This window comes from Paraburkholderia adhaesiva, assembly GCF_021390575.1.
Taxonomy (GTDB): Bacteria; Pseudomonadota; Gammaproteobacteria; order Burkholderiales; family Burkholderiaceae; genus Paraburkholderia; species Paraburkholderia adhaesiva.
In genome coordinates, this window is sequence record NZ_JAJEJQ010000001.1 from 723,969 (window position 1) to 739,927 (window position 15,959).

Here is a 15,959-nt window from a genome sequence, read left to right on the forward strand (position 1 = left end):
CGGGGTTGGTTCAGGCGAGCAGCACGCGCTTTACGCGCTGCAACGCGCGATACGGCGTAATGAAGTGCAGGAGGCTTTTGGCGACCCCGGCCCAGTCGCGCCAGTTGAGCACGTTGAAGTGCACCAGTTGCAGGCGCAGCGTGGAGACGATCTGCCGCCGCCGCTTCGTTGCACTGATGCCGCCTTCGTTCAGTTCGTAATAGAGGCCGGGTTCCGGCAGATTGGCGCAGTCGTAGTGCTTCATCAGCCGCAGAAACAGGTCGAGGTCCTCGGCTGCGGGATACTTCGCCCGATAGTTGCCCACCGCCTTGACGGCATCCACGCGCAGCATCACCGATGGATGGGCCATGGGCGAGCGCAACAGCCGCTCGCGCCGCAGTCGCGCCGGTTCCGCAGCCGGCCTGAGCATGAAGAGCGGCTCCCCCGCGCGATTCACAACCTGCGTCCACATGCCGAGTGCCGCGAGCTTTGGCGACACCTCCATGCGCGCGCGCTGTGTCGCAAGCCGATGCGCGAAGGCGAGATCCCCCGCATCGATGCGTGCGGCGTAACGAAAACCCCGTTCGGCGAGCGCGTCGATGCCCGCTTCGAGCGCGCGCTCGATGCCGCCGTTCTTCGGCATGCGCAGGATCTCGATGTGCATGCCCGGCACGTCGGGTGCGACGATCGGCGGCGTGCTGCCGTCATCGACGATGAGCGTGTAGACCGGCGCGTCCTCCTTGAACGAAGCCAGCGTGCGTTCGACGTCGGCCTGGCCGTTATACGCGGGCATCAGTACGGCGACGTCGGCGAGCGCACCCTCACGCGCGGCGCATTCGATGGAATTCGTCATGAAGCGAGCTTGAAGCGGATGTAATAGAAGTTCACGCACGCGGCGGCGACATAGCCTGCCGCGAGTCCTGCGAGCGCACCATACGCGCCGTAGCGTCCAATGGCGACGAGATTCACGACGAAGGCCACCGCGAGCGCGAGCAGCCACTTGGTGAGCAGCACGAATTTCGCCTGGTACTTGAGCAAGACAAGGTTGCCGATCGCCTCGATTCCCGCAGGCACGGAAAGCCATACGGCCCAACGGAAGATGCCCGTCGCCTCCTCAAAATCCGGCCCGAAGACGTGGCCGATGATAAAGCCCGCGAGCGCGTCGAGTACGGCGGCGCCCGACACCATCAGCACGGCGGTCATGGCGAAGAGCCGCAGCAGATTGCGGCGGAGTTGCGCGGTCTGTTGCACGCGATAGACGAACGCGGGCGCGATCGTCTGCGCGAGCATCAACGCGAGGGTGATCCAGTTTTCGTTGAGCTGCTGCGCGGCCGAATAGCGGCCGAGATCCGCGAACGAGATGGCGCGTTCGAGCATCAGGCGGTCGAGCTTCAGGAACAGGTACATGCAGATCAGACCGAGCCAGAACACCGTGCCCGCGGTGGCGAAGTGCTTGAACAGCGCATGGTCGACGCGCCAGCCGAGCTTGCCGTCGTGACGGCGCCGGAAGTAGAGCACGAGGACCGCGCCGATCACCGCCGATTCAAGCGCCCACAGCCAGCCGAAGCTCGCGGGCCCGAACGCCGCGCGTGCGAGCAGCCAGACGAGGATCGCCTTGACGATGGCCGTCATCATGCTCGTCAGCAACTGCGGCTTGCTGTAGGTCATGCTCTGCAGCCAGGCATTGATGACGCCGACGAAAGGCTCGCGAAACAGCATCGTGACCGCGAGCCCGGCGAGCATGGCGCCGACGAGCGGGTCGGTTGCGCCCATTGCGATGCCGGCCCAGGTGACGAGGAGCGCCGCCACGGACACGCCGATGCGCAACGCGAACGCGCTGCCGAGCACTGTGCCCAGATCCTGCGGCGGCCGGTTGACGATGGTCGGGACGAGGATTTCCGCGCCGCAGACCCAGGTGATGGGCGCGAGGACGAGTAGCAGCGTGTTGGCGTACTGCCACTTGCCGAATACATCTGGGCCGAAATAGCGCGCCAGCACGCCGCTGATCGCAATGGCGACCGCGATCTGCGTGACCCGTTCGAGGCCGAGCCACATGATGTTCGCAAATGCGCGGGCGACGTCGGGGTTGGCGTAGCGCTTGAGGCTCAGCATGGGCGGGCGGCGCAAGTCCCGGCCGGGCGGGCAGGCGCCGCGCACGGCAGGCGCCGCGCAGGCATCATTGATTTTCCCGACGGTAGAAAATGGCCAGGCATTAAAATAAGCGCCTGACGTTCAGGCAGCACGGAAGAAAGCAGCAATTATAGTTTGTAAAGGATTCGACTTTTCGTAACAGTCTGCAGAATAATGCAGCCCGGTTGTGTTACGAATAGGCACGGTATTAACGGACTGTGAGCCCCATCATGATTTCTCAATCGATTTTCAAGGCCTACGACATTCGCGGCGTGGTCGGCAAGACGCTCGACGCAGAGACGGCGCGCGCCATCGGCCGGGCATTCGGCAGCGAAGTGCGTGCGCAGGGCGGCGACGCGGTCGTGATCGCGCGCGACGGCCGGCTCTCCGGACCGGAACTGATTCGCGCGCTTGCAGATGGCCTGTGCGAAGCGGGCGTCGATGTCGTCGACGTGGGTATGGTGCCGACGCCGGTCGGCTATTTCGCGGCCAGCGTGCCGCTGAAGCTCGCCACGGCGGCTGGTGGCGAGCGCAGCGTGGATTCGTGCATCGTCGTGACCGGCAGCCATAACCCGCCCGACTACAACGGTTTCAAGATGGTCCTGCGCGGCAAGGCGATCTACGGCGAGCAGATCACCGCGCTGTACGAGCGCATCGTCGCGGGCCGCTTCGACGCGGGCAAGGGCAGCTACACGCAATACGACATCGCCGACGAATATCTGCAACGAATCGTGAGCGACGTGAAGATCGCGCGCCCGATGAAGATCGTCGTCGACACGGGCAACGGCGTGGCCGGCAATCTCGCGCCGCGCCTGTTCAAGGCGATGGGCTGCGAACTGGTCGAACTGTTCACCGAAGTGGACGGCACGTTCCCGAATCACCACCCGGACCCGGCGCATCCCGAGAATCTGCAGGACGTGATTCGCGCGCTCAAGGAAACGGATGCCGAGATCGGCTTCGCATTCGACGGCGACGGCGACCGCCTCGGCGTCGTGACGAAGGACGGCCAGATCATCTACCCGGACCGTCAGTTGATGCTGTTCGCGCAAGATGTGCTGACGCGCCATCCGGGCGAGCAGATCATCTATGACGTGAAGTGCACACGCAATCTCGCGAAGTGGGTGAAGGACCACGGCGGTGTGCCGCTCATGTGGAAGACCGGACACTCGCTCGTGAAGGCGAAGTTGCGCGAAACGGGCGCGCCGCTGGCGGGCGAGATGAGCGGCCACGTGTTCTTCAAGGACCGCTGGTACGGCTTCGACGACGGCCTTTATACGGGCGCGCGCCTGCTCGAACTGCTGTCGCGCGTCGTGGACCCCAGCAAGGTGCTCAACGACCTGCCGAACTCGCACGCCACGCCGGAACTGCAGTTGAAGCTCGAAGAAGGCGAGAACTTCGCGTTGATCGCGAAGCTGCAGAAGAACGCGAAGTTCACGGGCGAGGACGAGGTCATCACGATCGACGGCCTGCGCGTGGAGTATCCCGATGGCTTCGGGCTTGCGCGTTCGTCGAACACGACGCCGGTGGTCGTGATGCGCTTCGAAGCGGACAACGACACGGCGCTCGCGCGTATCCAGGCCGATTTCAAGCGCGTGATTCTCGCCGAGAAGCCGGACGCGAAACTGCCGTTCTGATCATGCAGCAGGCGGCCCGGCGCCCGCCGGGCCGTGCGCAAACGGCGCGAGCATAACGCCGCTTGAACGTCCCTGTGTGGACTCCCGAACAAACGCGCACACTTTCAGGCTGACGCGTACCTTACTGTTCCTTCATACTCCGCGAAACAATTGATCGCGAGGCATGGTCGGCATAAGATGCGCGCTACCGCGTATCCCGGCTTCCCGGCCCGAGCCTCGCATACCTTCTGGAGTGTCGGGGGATGCCGCGGATCATCAGGTTTGCACTCGCCGGGGGCGTGGCTACGCTCGTTCATGTCTCGGTTGCCTGGTTAGTTTTTAACTGGCTCGTTCGCGATTCGACCGTCGCGAACGTGGCGGCGTTCGTCGTCGCCAACGTTGTTTCGTTTCTTTTGCAGACGCTGTGGAGCTTTTCCTCGCGTCCGACCGTCACGCGCTTTCTGCGCTTCGGCACGGTTTCGATCGGTGGATTTCTGATTGCCGCGCTCGTTCCTCTCGTGTGCGGGCGGCAGAGTCTCTGGCTGCCGACCATCGCGGTCGTCGTCTGCATTCCCGCGCTTTCTTATGTCATGCATGCCCGTTGGACCTTCCGGGAGGCCTGACTGTGCGCGATGAATCCGTTCAGTCCGCTTCCCGGACGCTGGCGGGACCGCCACGCTGGCTCACTGCGGGACGCATCCGGTTTTACACGATTCTCCTGCTGCTGGTGAGCATCGGCCACTTCTCGCTGAGGATATGGTTCGGGTACCTCCACCGGAGAATCGGCGTCATTCCGCTGGGCTGGGATTTCGCCGTGTTCTGGAGCGCCTCGTGGCTCGCGCTGCACGGCCCCGCCGTCAATGCCTTCGACACCGCCCTCATCGAGGCGATTGCGTTACCGCTGCAGAATCGGCTACCGAGCCCGTTCGTCACCCCGTGGGCTTATCCACCGACGTTTCTGCTGGCGGTGCTTCCGGCAGCGTTGTTGCCGTTCGTGGTCTCGTATCTGCTGTCTCTCTTGATGGGCATGGCCTTCGCGTTTCAGGTGTGCGCACGCATCATGCGACCGATACGGAACTCTGCATACTGGTTGTCGATCGTGGTTTTTCCCGCGGTATGGTGGGCGGCGGCCGCTGGGCAAAACTCATTTCTGACGTTCGGACTCCTGGGGATGGGACTGCTCTGTCTCGACAGGCGCCCATGGCTCGCGGGAATTTTCTTTGGCGTGCTTATCATCAAGCCGCAACTTGGGTTGGTGATTCCAGTTGCGCTGCTGTTCGGCAGGCAGTGGCGCGCGATAGCGTCGGCCGCGCTGACGGTCGGCGTGTTTTGCGCGCTCGCGGGACTGGCGCTCGGATTCGAAACGTACTCGCGATTCGTGCAGGCGTTGCCTGCCTTCCACAATCTCGTTGTCCAGCACTCGACCGACTGGCCAGGCGGAATTTCGACCGTGTTCGGTGCTGCGCGCAACTTCGGCGCTTCAGTCCCGACCGCCTTGCTGGTCCATTACATCGTGGCGGCACTTGCCATGACCGTCGTTGCGTGGCTTTGGGGCACACACGCGCGTTTCGCCTTGCGTGCTTCGGCGCTCGTGCTCGCGACGATGCTCGTGCCTTATTACCTGCTTTATTACGACCTCCTGTTATTGGGCCTGCCCATTTTGTGGCTGCTGCAGGACGGCGCCCGCAACGGCTGGATTCGGGGCGATGGTGTCGTCATGGCGAGTGCCTGGTTTTCGCCCGCGTTCGCTTACGCACCACGTGACTGGGCCGCGACTGCTTACGCGCCCATTTTCGTTTTCGCACTGCTTCTGGTCGTTGTACGGCGTGGGCTCGCTCAACGTGACACGCCTGCTTGCGACTGTGTATCTTCGCTTACGGTCTGCGGACCTGGCGGATCACGCTGAACCCGATTCGCTACGTCGCCTCAGGTTTGCGCACGCGCCGGATGCCCGGCGTCGTGCATGCAGGCTTTGTGACCCGCGTAGCGAGTCGTCGCGAGATGCCGTCGCATGACGATGACGAGCAAAGCGATCATCACGGCGGGAAGGATGTTCAGGTAGTGGCGACTGTACGCTGAGAGGAGCGCCTGGGCTGGCGCCAGCCATGCGGCTGCAACAACGACCCATTCCATTCGCCCGCGCGCTGCTGTTCTGTTATCGCGTATGAGCAGAACAAGCGGCAAAATGAGCCAGGCCAGGTCGTAGAACATGACATAGGGTTGCACCAGCAGCGTGGCGATAATCAGCGAGGCAGCCCGCAGTTCGAATCTGGCGCGCTGCACCCACAGGAACGCCATCGCAAGAACCGCCGGTACTGCGACCAAACCGTGCAACAGGTAAGCGGCATTAACGGACAAACCGGCGCTTCGGGCCAGCGCGAACATTGTCGGCATGCCTGGCCACATCATGCTGCCACCTTGCGTTACCGCCATCGTGTGGAATTGCGGCAGAAACGTCGCAAATGCGCTCCACGCATCCTGTCCGAACACCACGACGCTGATTGCGACAAAGGCGACTGCACAAAGCGCGGAAACGCCAAATACCTTCCAATGCCTGCCGCAAACAAGTGCGAGGGGAAACAGCACGCCGAATTGCGGTTTGATCGCGAGCATGGCGATGCACACCCCCGCAAGTCCCGAATCAATCTCGATCAGTGCCAGCGCCGCACCGGCAGCCGCGACCGTGAACAATGAGTTCTGGCCAAGCCCGATGGCAATCGCGATACCGGGAAATGCCAGCAGTTGCGGCAGCCAGGTACGATCGAGCCCGCGAACGAATTGCGCCAGAACGGCGCCGTAGAGCAGCATGCCGAGAAGCGAATACAGCGTTAGCGCGACGCCAAAAGGCAGCAGTCCAAATGGCAAGACCGCTAACAGGAATGTGGGGGGATACGGCCATATCGAATAGTGGTCGATCCCGAGCGCAACTTCGGTCGGCAGCATCCACTGCGGCGAGAATACGGCCGCTGCCCCATGCTGCATGGCCACCCGTGCCGCAGACCAGAATATCGCGAAGTCGAAGCCCACCATCGGGGATGAGTGGTCTTCCAGGAAGTAGAAACGGACGATCCAGATCGCGAGGGACAAGATCTGGACTGCGAGCGCCGCCAGGGCGTAGACCGTCAGGCGGGACACGCCCGCGTGTTTCTCATACAGCGATTTCATGGGCGCGATCCTGAATGGCCTAATCGCAGAGTTTGATTCGTCAAGTACTCCCCTCTAGCGGCGCGCTGACCGGCAAAGTGGTCTCGCAGGCCAGCAGCCGTTGCAGGGAAGGATGCACAATCACCTGGCGGTTGCCCGCAACCGCGACGTTACCCGCTTGCGAACCAGTTCCAGCGCAGGGCCATCGCTGCGGGCGTCCGCACGCTCGACCGGCAGCGTGCTGACCTTTGCACGCGCTTCGTAGCGTCGGCGCACGAGATAAACGGGCCGTTCTTTCGACTCGTCATAGATGCGCCCGACGTATTCGCCGATCACGCCGATTCCCGCCAACTGCATGCCGCCGATGAACAGCACAACCGAAATCAGCGAAGCGTATCCAGGGACCGGATTACCGAACAGCACCGTACGGCCGACGATCACTCCGCCATAGCAAAACGCCAGCAATGCAATGGCGCCGCCGATATAAGTCCAGCTGCGTAGCGGAACCGTGCTGAAGCTCGTAATCCCTTCGAGCGCAAAATTCCACAGGCGCCAGCCCGAGAATTTGGTTTTCCCGGCACTGCGCGGCGTACGTTCGTAGTCGATCGTCACCGCGTTAAAACCGACCCACGCAAACAGGCCCTTCATGAACCGGTGCCGCTCCGGCAGGCTGCGTAGCGCGTTGACGACCTGGCGATCCATGAGCCTGAAGTCCCCGACGTTTTCGGGAATCTTCACTTCGGACAGCGCGTTGTGAACGCGATAGAACAGCGCCGCGGTAGTGCGCTTCAGAACGGAATCGCAAGCGCGATTCGCTCGCCGGGCGAGCACGACTTCGGCGCCCGCCTGCCAGCGTTCGATCATCTCAGGGATCAGTGACGGCGGATCCTGAAGGTCAGCGTCTATCGCAATGACGGCATCGCCGTTGGCCTCGTCGAGCCCAGCCGTGAGCGCCGCCTCTTTGCCGAAATTGCGCGTGAAGTCGATCACCTTGATGCGCCGGTCGCGCTCGCTCATGGCGACCAGCTTCTCGAGCGTGCCATCGCGGCTTCCGTCGTTGATGCAGACAATCTCGTAGCGAATCGCGTCGACGGAGTCGAGCACATGCTGGACCTCCTCGAAGAACCGGTCGACCGCCTCGCACTCGTTGTAGAACGGTGCGATCAGCGAAATCAGCGGTTTCTTCGCAGCGGGCGTACCCGCAGCCGTATCCCCGATGGGTGCGTTTTTCATGGTGTCTCCTACGCGGCGAGGAGGGTGACGGAATGGGCGGCGTCGCGTCGTTCGGCGGCGATGCGTCTGAGCACCATCGCGAGCGTTGCAGCCGTTACAAACGGAAGAAACTGAAAATGCAGGTGCGTGATGATCGCTATGCCAGCGAACGGCGCGACCCACAGCAGGACCAGCCATTCACGCTCGCCGCGATTAAAACCGTTCGCCATCGCATAACGAACGAACCATACGATGACGAGGCCATACCACGTGAGGTCGTAGTCGAACAGGTAGGGGCTCACGAGCAGGCTTGCGCAGACGAGCGTGGCGGCGCGCAGCTCGAACGCGCATGGGCGTTTCCACGCATACACGACGGCGAGTGCGGCGGCGCAGGCAGCCATGATCTGCAGCGCGTAACCGATCGTTGTGGGGACGTGGAGCATTCTCGCCATGGCGAAGAACGTGGGAATGCGTGCGAGCGCGGCCTGACCGCTGTCCACGTAACCTGATATCAGGCCCATGTTGTGAACCCATGCCATGAGCGTCGCGGTTCCGAAGGCCCAGATGGACGCCGCGAGCATCGCGAGTGCCGTGACGGCTGTCGACGCGAGCGCGCGCCAGGACCGCGAGCACAGCAGCGCGAGCGGAATCAGAACTGCAAGATGCGGCTTCACGCAGAGCAGGCCGAAGCTGATACCCGACAACACAGGATGCCGGCGCAGCAGCACGAGCCCCGACCCGATGAGGGTTGCTGTCAACAAGCCGTTCTGTCCTGCCGCGAGCACGAGAGCGGAACAGGGAGCAGCGAACGCGATGAGCGCAACGCGGCGGCTGGGCAGCGTTGCGTAGCAGACTCCTGTGAACCCAATAAGCGTCAGGCCGAGAAAGAGAGTCGCCGATAGACGGTAGGACACCAGGGCGAGGGGGAGGACAGCGAGCAGATAGGTTGGCGGATAGAGCCACGGAAGGATGCCAACCGGGCGCGCAAGCGCGGCCGTTTCCACGGCCGTGATCTTGACGACGTCATAGGCGTCGATCGCATGTCCTTGCAGGGCGAGATGCGAGCCACTCCAGAACGCGACGTAATCGAGCGCGATGGGCCCGAGTTCTTCGCCGGTGTGCAGCCAGTTGACGCGCACCAGATACGACAGTACTGCCAGCACGTAGCACGCCAGCGCCACACAAGGGTAGAGCCACAGCCGCTGTTTGTTGAGCCAGTGGCGCTTGCGGTCCGCACTCCGCGCGTTCTGCAGGCTGCTGGAAGTGTCGATGCCGGCGGGTGGCGACGTCGATGCGGGCGTGTTCATACGCGATCTCCCGGTGAGACACGCTGGCGGCGCAGCACCGCGAGCAGCAGAAAGAGAAGGACGAGTGCACCGGCTTGCGGCATGTGAGCAAAGCCGTTGAACAATTCATAGAGGGGAAGCAGCCAGCCGATGACGATCGCTTCCTGTTCGCCCGCCATCCAGCCGTCACGAAGACCGATCGCGAGGAGGCAAGCCAGTGCGAGTCCGAGCCAGGCGAGCTCGTAATGCCAGACGTAGGGGTTGGCCAGCAACGTTGCGATTGCCAGCGCGGCGGTGCGCAAGCGGACATCGTGTGTCCCGCGCCACACCACGCAAGCTGAGCCGATCACGACGAGCGCCACGAATGCCTGTGCGGAATACGCGGTAAGCAGCGCGTACCCTGCGCCGCGCAGCGCGGCAAACGCAGTCGGCGAGGACTGCCAGAAGTGCTGGTTGTGCTCGAGTATCGCTTCGCGCACGAACCGCGTGTTCGTGAAGAACATCGTCAGCGTTCGCGTGCCGCAGATCAGCGTGCTGATCAACGTGAATGCGCACGCGCTCACAGCTGCCGCGAAGAACGTGCGCCAGTTCCGCGTGGCAATGAGCACGAACGGAAACACCAGCGCCAGTTGCGGTTTGATGGCAAGCAGCCCGATGCAGATGCCTGCAACAAGCGGTTTCCTGTCGGCCCAATAGATTGCCAGCGCGGCAAGCGCGGCGGTGAGCAGCGCGTTCTGTCCATACATCACAGTGACGAAAACGCCGGGGCTCGCGATCAGCGCAAGCACACCCACGTCGCGCCGGACCGTCGTCTGGCCGAGCCCAGATACGCGCATCGCGGCGAAGGCATACGCGACCAGGCCGCCAAGCGCCGTCAAGGCATACGCGAGCGTAAGCGGGAGCAACGAAAGCGGTGTCACGAGGAGCAGGAACGTGGGCGGATACAGCCACGGCAGCAGCGTGAATTCGGGGCGATTGTCGAACAATGCTCGTTCGATGGCGGAGAACGAGGCGTAGTCGTAGGCCTGCCAGCTTTCGCCGTGCAGCATGACGTGGGACGCGGCCCAGAAAACGGCGAAGTCGCTGCCGGGGCGAGCGACCGTGGTCGATGTGAATCCGTTGGTGTGCTGGGCCCAAACGGCCATGAAAACCGCGTAGAGCGCCAGCATCGTGACGCTGTACAGTCCGATTCTCGACCGCGTGATCCAGTGGCGAACGGGTCGATCCACCCCCGTCAGGTCGTTCGTCAACAGGTCCATTTCCCCGCCTTTGGTCATTGCCCGAAGTCGCCGGAACATCGGCATCACGACGCATCGGGCGTCTTGTATATACCGCTTTTATTGCCGTCCTGAAGCTGGAGCGCCAGCATCGGCGGCTTGGTTGGGGAATTATGTTCGACGAAAAATGCGTCGTTCAACGGCGTTTCGCGTGCGAACGTGTCCGATCCAACATAGCGGGCGAAAAGCCGTCGCGAAGTTATGCGCCTGCATAAAGCCGTTGCCGGGTGAGCGATACGAAAGGCGCCGTGGTAGGCGCGGACGCTGATCGGTAAAGGCTCAAAGGCAAACGTTTGACTTGTCCAGTGATCCACGCACAGAGAGCAATCCGGCGCACAAAACTGATCAGGCCGTTGCAGCGATGTGGATGGATACGTGTCCCATCCAACAAACATTTGGTTTTTCGTCACCTAAAACCTAAGCGCCTGACCGGCATCGCAGCTACATCGATCGTCGTTCCGTCAACTTCAGGCCATCAAGCGTCAACGATCTAATTTCGTTAAAGGGGGTTAGCCATGACATTTCTCGTCGCAGCCTTACATAAATTTTCGAAGGACGATGCGGGAGTAACAGCCATCGAATACGGGTTGATCGCGGCGCTCATTGCGTTGGCAATCATCGCTGGTGTGACTACCGTGGGTTCCAACCTCAGTGGGCTGTTTTCGGAAGTTGCAGCATCGGTCTAATGCCGTCGATGAAGTAAGTGATCGTTCGGTATGCTCAATGAAGGTGTGCGTGCACAAACGAACACACAAACCGCGAGACATCGCCTAAAAATCAGGTGCCTGTCATGTTGTTGGCGGTGGGTGTCGAAGAGAACTCTGGACTTCAGGCCGTTCAGGGAAATGGGGTAAAACGATCCATAAGGGGTTAGTCATGAATCAGTTTATTTCCGGTGTAAAGCGCTTCATCAAGGACGAAGACGGTGTGACCGCGATCGAATACGGCCTCATCGCCGCTTTGATTGCGATCGCGATCATCGCGGGCGTGACGAAGGTCGGTTCGAACCTCAGCGATGTTTTTAACGACATCGCGCAGGACACCTAAAGCGACGGCCGGGCGACCGTGACCGCGTGTCGCCCGGCAGTTCGACGTCACAGGCTGTAGCAGTTCGTTGAATCGCAGAACAGAAGTGCTTAACCGTCTTGCCGGGGCAGGCTCGAAATGAGCGTTGCCAGTGGTGCGCGAATCACGACACGAATCACGGCGCGCCCGAGCAGACGAGGAGCGCCGAAATATAAAAGCTTTCGGGGGATTCATCGATGCATCTCACCCAACTCCCGCCGTATCCCGTGCCGCTGTGCGTTAGCGCATGGGTGCTCATTGCCGCGAGCATGGATATCGTCTCGCGCCGCATTCCGAACTGGCTCGTCGGCTCAGGACTCGTTGTCGCGCTTGCCGTGCAGATCTGGCTGCACGGCGCGGCGGCCGGCAGCCTGACATGGCTTGCGGGCGCCGCCACGGGTTTCGCCGCCTTTCTGCCGTTTTATCTCCTGCGCGGCATGGCCGCCGGCGACGTCAAGCTGATGGCGATGGTAGGCGCATGGCTCGGTGCCAGCGCCGCCTGCAACGTCGTACTCGCGACATTCATCGTGGGCGGGATCGGATCTGTGCTGCTGGTCGCGGGCCGCGGTCATCTTGTGCGGTTGCTGCGCAACGTGCGCACGCTGGTGCTCCGGACACTATTTCAGCTGGCCCCTCGCGGCATGCCAGCGTGGTCCGGTAAGGCGGACCAGGAGTCCGTCGGTTCGATTCCATATGGCGTCGCGATCGCGGCTGGAACGCTCGGTGTGCTGTCCGCCATGGCGGGCTGAATCGCCCACGTCGGTCATCAAGAAGTTGGTGTCTTTCAGGAGGGGGTCATGAACAACGGTCGTGCTGTGATCATGTTTGTCGTCGCGCTGCTTGCGGGGCTTGCGGCGGTAGTGTCCGTGTCGCATTGGCTGATACAGACTTCTTCGGATGCAGTGACGCAGGTGTCTGTCGCCGCCGCCGATATCGGGCCCGGACAGCCGATCTCCGTCCCGATGGTCAAGATGGTGAACTGGCCAAAGGACAGCTTGCCGCCCGGTACGTTTGCCGATCCAAAGGCGCTCGAAGGCCGCGTCGTACGCACGAGCCTCTCGCGCGGCGAACCGGTGCTCGAATCGAAGCTCGCGCCGGCCGGAACGAAGGGCGGGCTTTCGGCGATGATCGACGCAGGTCACCGCGCCATCACCGTTCGCGTGAACGATGTCGTTGGCGTCGCCGGATTCGCGCTGCCCGGCAACTACGTCGATGTGATCGTCAATACTCAGACGCCCGAATCGAAGAACACTAACAATCAAAGCATCTCGAAGATCGTGCTCGAGCGAATTCTCGTGCTCGCCGTCGCGCAGGAAGTCAGCCGCGACGAGACGCAGCCGAAAGTGGTCAATGCGGTGACGCTAGAGGTCACGCCCGACCAGGCCGAGAAGCTCGATCTCGCACGCAGCGTCGGCACCCTGTCGCTCGTGCTGCGAAACCAGATCGACAACGACAAGCTCTCGACGGATGGCGCGACCAAACTGACGTTGCTCGGCGCGCCTCCCACTCCCGCATCGGCGCCGGCCGCGCCGCGCCCGGTACCGGTCAAGTACGTGGCCAGGCCGGTGGAAAAGCGCGATTGTATCGGCGTGCTGTCCGGAGTGAAGGGTAGTCAGGAATGCTTTTGATCGACAAAGAAAAGAATTTACCGTGGGGGCGCGTCTGAATATACGAATCTGACCGGACGCACAAAACCAAAACCAGATGGATCGAACGGCGGGGTATAACGACATGAAATCCAGAATATGGACTTTGCGGGGTAGCGGGCGAGACACCGTGCGCCCGGTGCGGTCGGCACTGGCCGCCGCGACCTGTGTGGGGCTCCTCGTGGCCGTGCAGGCGATGGCTCAGGAGGCGGTGGAAAGCGGTGCGGCGGCGCGTGCCGCCACGGTGCCGATGCCGAATGGTCCGATGCAGATGACCATCAGCATGGGGCCACAGGCGGCTGCGGGGGCGCATGCAGCGCCTCCCTCCGGTTCGCTGCACGGACCGAACTGTGCCGGGCCAGTGCGCGGCGAGAAGACCGTCGTCGTGCCGCTCGGGAAGTCGTTGCTTGTCCCGCTGGACGAACCGGTGCGCAATCGCACGCTCGGCAATCCGGCCATCGCGCAGGCGACGATGGTGTCGCCGCAGACGCTCTATGTGCTCGGCGAGGCGGTGGGGACGACCAACATGATCGTTCAGGGCCGCAGCGGCGCGTGTCAGGTCATCGACGTGGTCGTCAATGCCGACGCGGGCGGACTTCAGTCCTCGCTCCAGCAGCTCTTGCCAGGCGAGCACGATATCCACGTCTCGACGGCGGCGGACAATCTCGTGCTGATGGGCCACGTGAGCACGCCGCAAGCCGCACAGCAGGCCGCGCAGATCGCGTCGGTCTACAGCGTCTCGCACGGTGCGGGCGGTGGCGGCGGTAAAGGCGGCGTGCTCAACATGCTGACGGTCGATTCGCCCGAGCAGGTGATGCTCGAAGTGAAGGTCGCCGAAGTCGACAAGACACTGATCGACCAGCTCGGCGCGGCCGTCAACATCCAGGGTGGCTTCGGATCGTGGTCGGGCGCACTCGTGAGCAACCTGCTGGCGGGCGTGTCGAGTGCGTTTGCGCTCAGCAAGGCCAACAACAAGCCGCTTTCGTTCGCCGTGGATGCGCAGAAGACCGACAACCTGGTCAAGATCCTCGCTGAGCCGAACCTCGTCACGATCAGCGGCCAGGAAGCCACGTTCCTCGCTGGCGGCGAGATCTTCATTCCGGTGCCGCAAAGCAGCGGCAACGGTACGACGACCATCACGCTGCAGGCGCAGGAGTTCGGTGTCGGGCTCAAGTTCACGCCGACCGTGCTCGGCAACGGGCGGATCAACCTGAGGGTCGCGCCGGAGGTGTCCGAGCTGTCGCCGACCGGTGTCACGCTCACCGCGACGAACGTGAGCGGGACGTCGATCCTGCCGCTCATCACGACGCGGCGCGCCTCGACAACCGTGCAAATGCGCGATGGAGAGTCGTTCGCGATCGGCGGCCTCATCACCAACAACGTGACGGGCTCGCTCAAAGCGCTGCCGGGCATCGGCGAACTTCCGGTACTGGGTGCGCTGTTCCGCAGCACGTCGTTCCAGCAGGACCGCTCCGAACTCGTGTTCATCGTGACGCCGCACCTCGTGCATCCGATGACGGGCCCGCAATACCGCATGCCGACCGACAGCTTCACGCAGCCGAACGAAGTCGACGTCTATGCGACCGGCAACATGGAAGGCCGCGGCGCTGCCAAGGCGCAGCAGGCACAACCCGCAGGCGCGGCACCCGCTTCGCCCGCAGCGCCTGGATCGCCCGCAGCACCGGCCGCACCGGCCGCGCCCCAGGGCCAGCCGGTTAGCGGTCCGGCCGCGCCCGCAGCACCCGCCGCGCCTGCGACGCCGGTTACATCGCGCACCGTGCCTGCGAGCGAGCAGGACGTGGTGATGGCATCGGCCGCGCCGGCACCGGTCGTGACGAGCGCGCCGCTTCCGTCCACGCAAAGCGACGCTGAACGGATAGAGCGCACCGCGCGTCGGATCGCAGCGAACGACGCTCCGGCCGCACCGGCAGCGCCAGCGGCACCGGTCGTCGCGAGTGCGCCGCCGAGGCCAAAGGAAAGCGACGCCGAACGGATCGAGCGCACGGCGCGCCGCATTGCGGCGGAAAGCGGCCAGACCGGCCAGACCAGCCCGACGGACGCGGCACAGGCAACGCCACCGGCGGCAGCGACAGCGACGACCGATCAGGCGCACGTGGCGTATGTCGCGCGCGTGAACCTGCCGGGCAAGCCGGGCGCCGCGGCGCAAGCACCCGGCGCGAGTGCCGATCACTGATGCGAGGCGAGGAGGAAACATGAAACCTGAAACCATTGTTCTGGCCCGCCGCGCGGCACTCATTGCCGCCGCGTGCGCGGCGCTCGGCGGCTGCATGACCAGTTCGCCGATCTGGGATGCGCACTTCGGTGAAGCGGCGCGCACGACGGCGCAGGTGCAGATCATCAATCCGCATGCGGGCGAGGACGCGCCTTCGCATCAGAGCATCGACGGGAACGCGGCGGTGGCGGCGATGGATCTTTACGACAAGTCGTACAAGTCGCCGCCGGCCCAGTCGAATCCGTTCGCGATTGGCGTGAGCAGCGGCTCGGGCGGAGGCGGCGGAGGCGGTGGGGCATCGCAGTGAAGACCGGCGCGCTGCCGCGGCCCTGGAAGACACGGACCGCGGCACGTGCCGGAGAAATGGAGCAAGG

Annotated in this window: 16 protein-coding genes; 9 read left to right on the forward strand and 7 right to left on the reverse strand. The window is 63.2% G+C overall.

Annotated elements, in window-relative coordinates; all coding sequences use genetic code 11:
* Nucleotides 1-10: 10 nt before the first annotated feature.
* Nucleotides 11-832: a glycosyltransferase gene (locus L0U80_RS03265; RefSeq protein ID WP_233862492.1), complete on the reverse strand. Its 822-nt coding sequence runs from the start codon at nucleotides 830-832 to the stop codon at nucleotides 11-13.
* A complete protein-coding gene (locus L0U80_RS03270) occupies nucleotides 829-2,091 on the reverse strand; it encodes an oligosaccharide flippase family protein (protein ID WP_233862494.1) in 1,263 nt (420 codons plus the stop codon). The genes L0U80_RS03265 and L0U80_RS03270 overlap by 4 nt, the downstream gene beginning before the upstream one ends.
* A 248-nt stretch (nucleotides 2,092-2,339) precedes the next feature.
* Between L0U80_RS03270 and L0U80_RS03275 the strand changes: the two genes are divergently transcribed.
* The 3 genes from L0U80_RS03275 to L0U80_RS03285 all read left to right on the forward strand — a co-directional run bounded on the left by L0U80_RS03275 (nucleotide 2,340) and on the right by L0U80_RS03285 (nucleotide 5,628).
* Nucleotides 2,340-3,743: a phosphomannomutase/phosphoglucomutase gene (locus tag L0U80_RS03275; RefSeq protein ID WP_233862495.1), complete on the forward strand. Its 1,404-nt coding sequence runs from the start codon at nucleotides 2,340-2,342 to the stop codon at nucleotides 3,741-3,743.
* 242 nt (nucleotides 3,744-3,985) lie between these two features.
* On the forward strand, nucleotides 3,986-4,345 hold the full coding sequence (locus L0U80_RS03280; RefSeq protein ID WP_233862496.1) for a GtrA family protein: 360 nt from the start codon (nucleotides 3,986-3,988) through the stop codon (nucleotides 4,343-4,345).
* A 2-nt stretch (nucleotides 4,346-4,347) separates the two neighbouring features.
* Complete coding sequence (locus L0U80_RS03285; RefSeq protein ID WP_233862497.1) at nucleotides 4,348-5,628, forward strand: glycosyltransferase family 87 protein; 1,281 nt, start codon at nucleotides 4,348-4,350, stop codon at nucleotides 5,626-5,628.
* A 20-nt stretch (nucleotides 5,629-5,648) separates the two neighbouring features.
* On the opposite strand, the gene L0U80_RS03290 is transcribed toward L0U80_RS03285, so the two are convergent.
* The 5 genes from L0U80_RS03290 to L0U80_RS03310 all read right to left on the reverse strand — a co-directional run bounded on the left by L0U80_RS03290 (nucleotide 5,649) and on the right by L0U80_RS03310 (nucleotide 11,036).
* A complete protein-coding gene (locus L0U80_RS03290; RefSeq protein WP_233862498.1) occupies nucleotides 5,649-6,887 on the reverse strand; it encodes a glycosyltransferase family 87 protein in 1,239 nt (412 codons plus the stop codon).
* 120 nt (nucleotides 6,888-7,007) lie between these two features.
* Entirely contained in the window at nucleotides 7,008-8,099 is a 1,092-nt protein-coding gene (locus L0U80_RS03295) for a glycosyltransferase family 2 protein (RefSeq protein ID WP_233862499.1), read from the reverse strand.
* Nucleotides 8,100-8,107: 8 nt separating this feature from the next.
* The gene (locus L0U80_RS03300; RefSeq protein ID WP_233862500.1) at nucleotides 8,108-9,385 is read right to left on the reverse strand and encodes a glycosyltransferase family 87 protein; all 1,278 of its coding nucleotides are present in this window, start codon (nucleotides 9,383-9,385) and stop codon (nucleotides 8,108-8,110) included.
* On the reverse strand, nucleotides 9,382-10,623 hold the full coding sequence (locus tag L0U80_RS03305) for a glycosyltransferase family 87 protein (protein ID WP_233862501.1): 1,242 nt from the start codon (nucleotides 10,621-10,623) through the stop codon (nucleotides 9,382-9,384). The genes L0U80_RS03300 and L0U80_RS03305 overlap by 4 nt, the downstream gene beginning before the upstream one ends.
* 44 nt (nucleotides 10,624-10,667) lie before the next feature.
* The gene (locus L0U80_RS03310; protein ID WP_233862503.1) at nucleotides 10,668-11,036 is read right to left on the reverse strand and encodes a hypothetical protein; all 369 of its coding nucleotides are present in this window, start codon (nucleotides 11,034-11,036) and stop codon (nucleotides 10,668-10,670) included.
* 120 nt (nucleotides 11,037-11,156) lie between these two features.
* Here L0U80_RS03310 and L0U80_RS03315 point away from each other — a divergent pair, with 120 nt between their 5' ends.
* From L0U80_RS03315 to L0U80_RS03340, 6 genes are all read left to right on the forward strand, one after another.
* Complete coding sequence (locus L0U80_RS03315) at nucleotides 11,157-11,327, forward strand: Flp family type IVb pilin (protein WP_233862504.1); 171 nt, start codon at nucleotides 11,157-11,159, stop codon at nucleotides 11,325-11,327.
* Between the two features lie 190 nt (nucleotides 11,328-11,517).
* Nucleotides 11,518-11,688 (forward strand): Flp family type IVb pilin, encoded by a 171-nt coding sequence (locus L0U80_RS03320; RefSeq protein ID WP_233862506.1) that lies wholly within the window; start codon nucleotides 11,518-11,520, stop codon nucleotides 11,686-11,688.
* A gap of 215 nt (nucleotides 11,689-11,903) precedes the next feature.
* On the forward strand, nucleotides 11,904-12,455 hold the full coding sequence (locus tag L0U80_RS03325) for an A24 family peptidase (RefSeq protein ID WP_233862508.1): 552 nt from the start codon (nucleotides 11,904-11,906) through the stop codon (nucleotides 12,453-12,455).
* 48 nt (nucleotides 12,456-12,503) lie between these two features.
* A complete protein-coding gene (gene cpaB, locus L0U80_RS03330; RefSeq protein ID WP_233862509.1) occupies nucleotides 12,504-13,334 on the forward strand; it encodes a Flp pilus assembly protein CpaB in 831 nt (276 codons plus the stop codon).
* A gap of 103 nt (nucleotides 13,335-13,437) precedes the next feature.
* Nucleotides 13,438-15,546 (forward strand): type II and III secretion system protein family protein, encoded by a 2,109-nt coding sequence (locus L0U80_RS03335; RefSeq protein WP_233862510.1) that lies wholly within the window; start codon nucleotides 13,438-13,440, stop codon nucleotides 15,544-15,546.
* Between the two features lie 19 nt (nucleotides 15,547-15,565).
* The gene (locus L0U80_RS03340) at nucleotides 15,566-15,892 is read left to right on the forward strand and encodes a hypothetical protein (RefSeq protein WP_233862511.1); all 327 of its coding nucleotides are present in this window, start codon (nucleotides 15,566-15,568) and stop codon (nucleotides 15,890-15,892) included.
* Nucleotides 15,893-15,959: the final 67 nt, after the last annotated feature.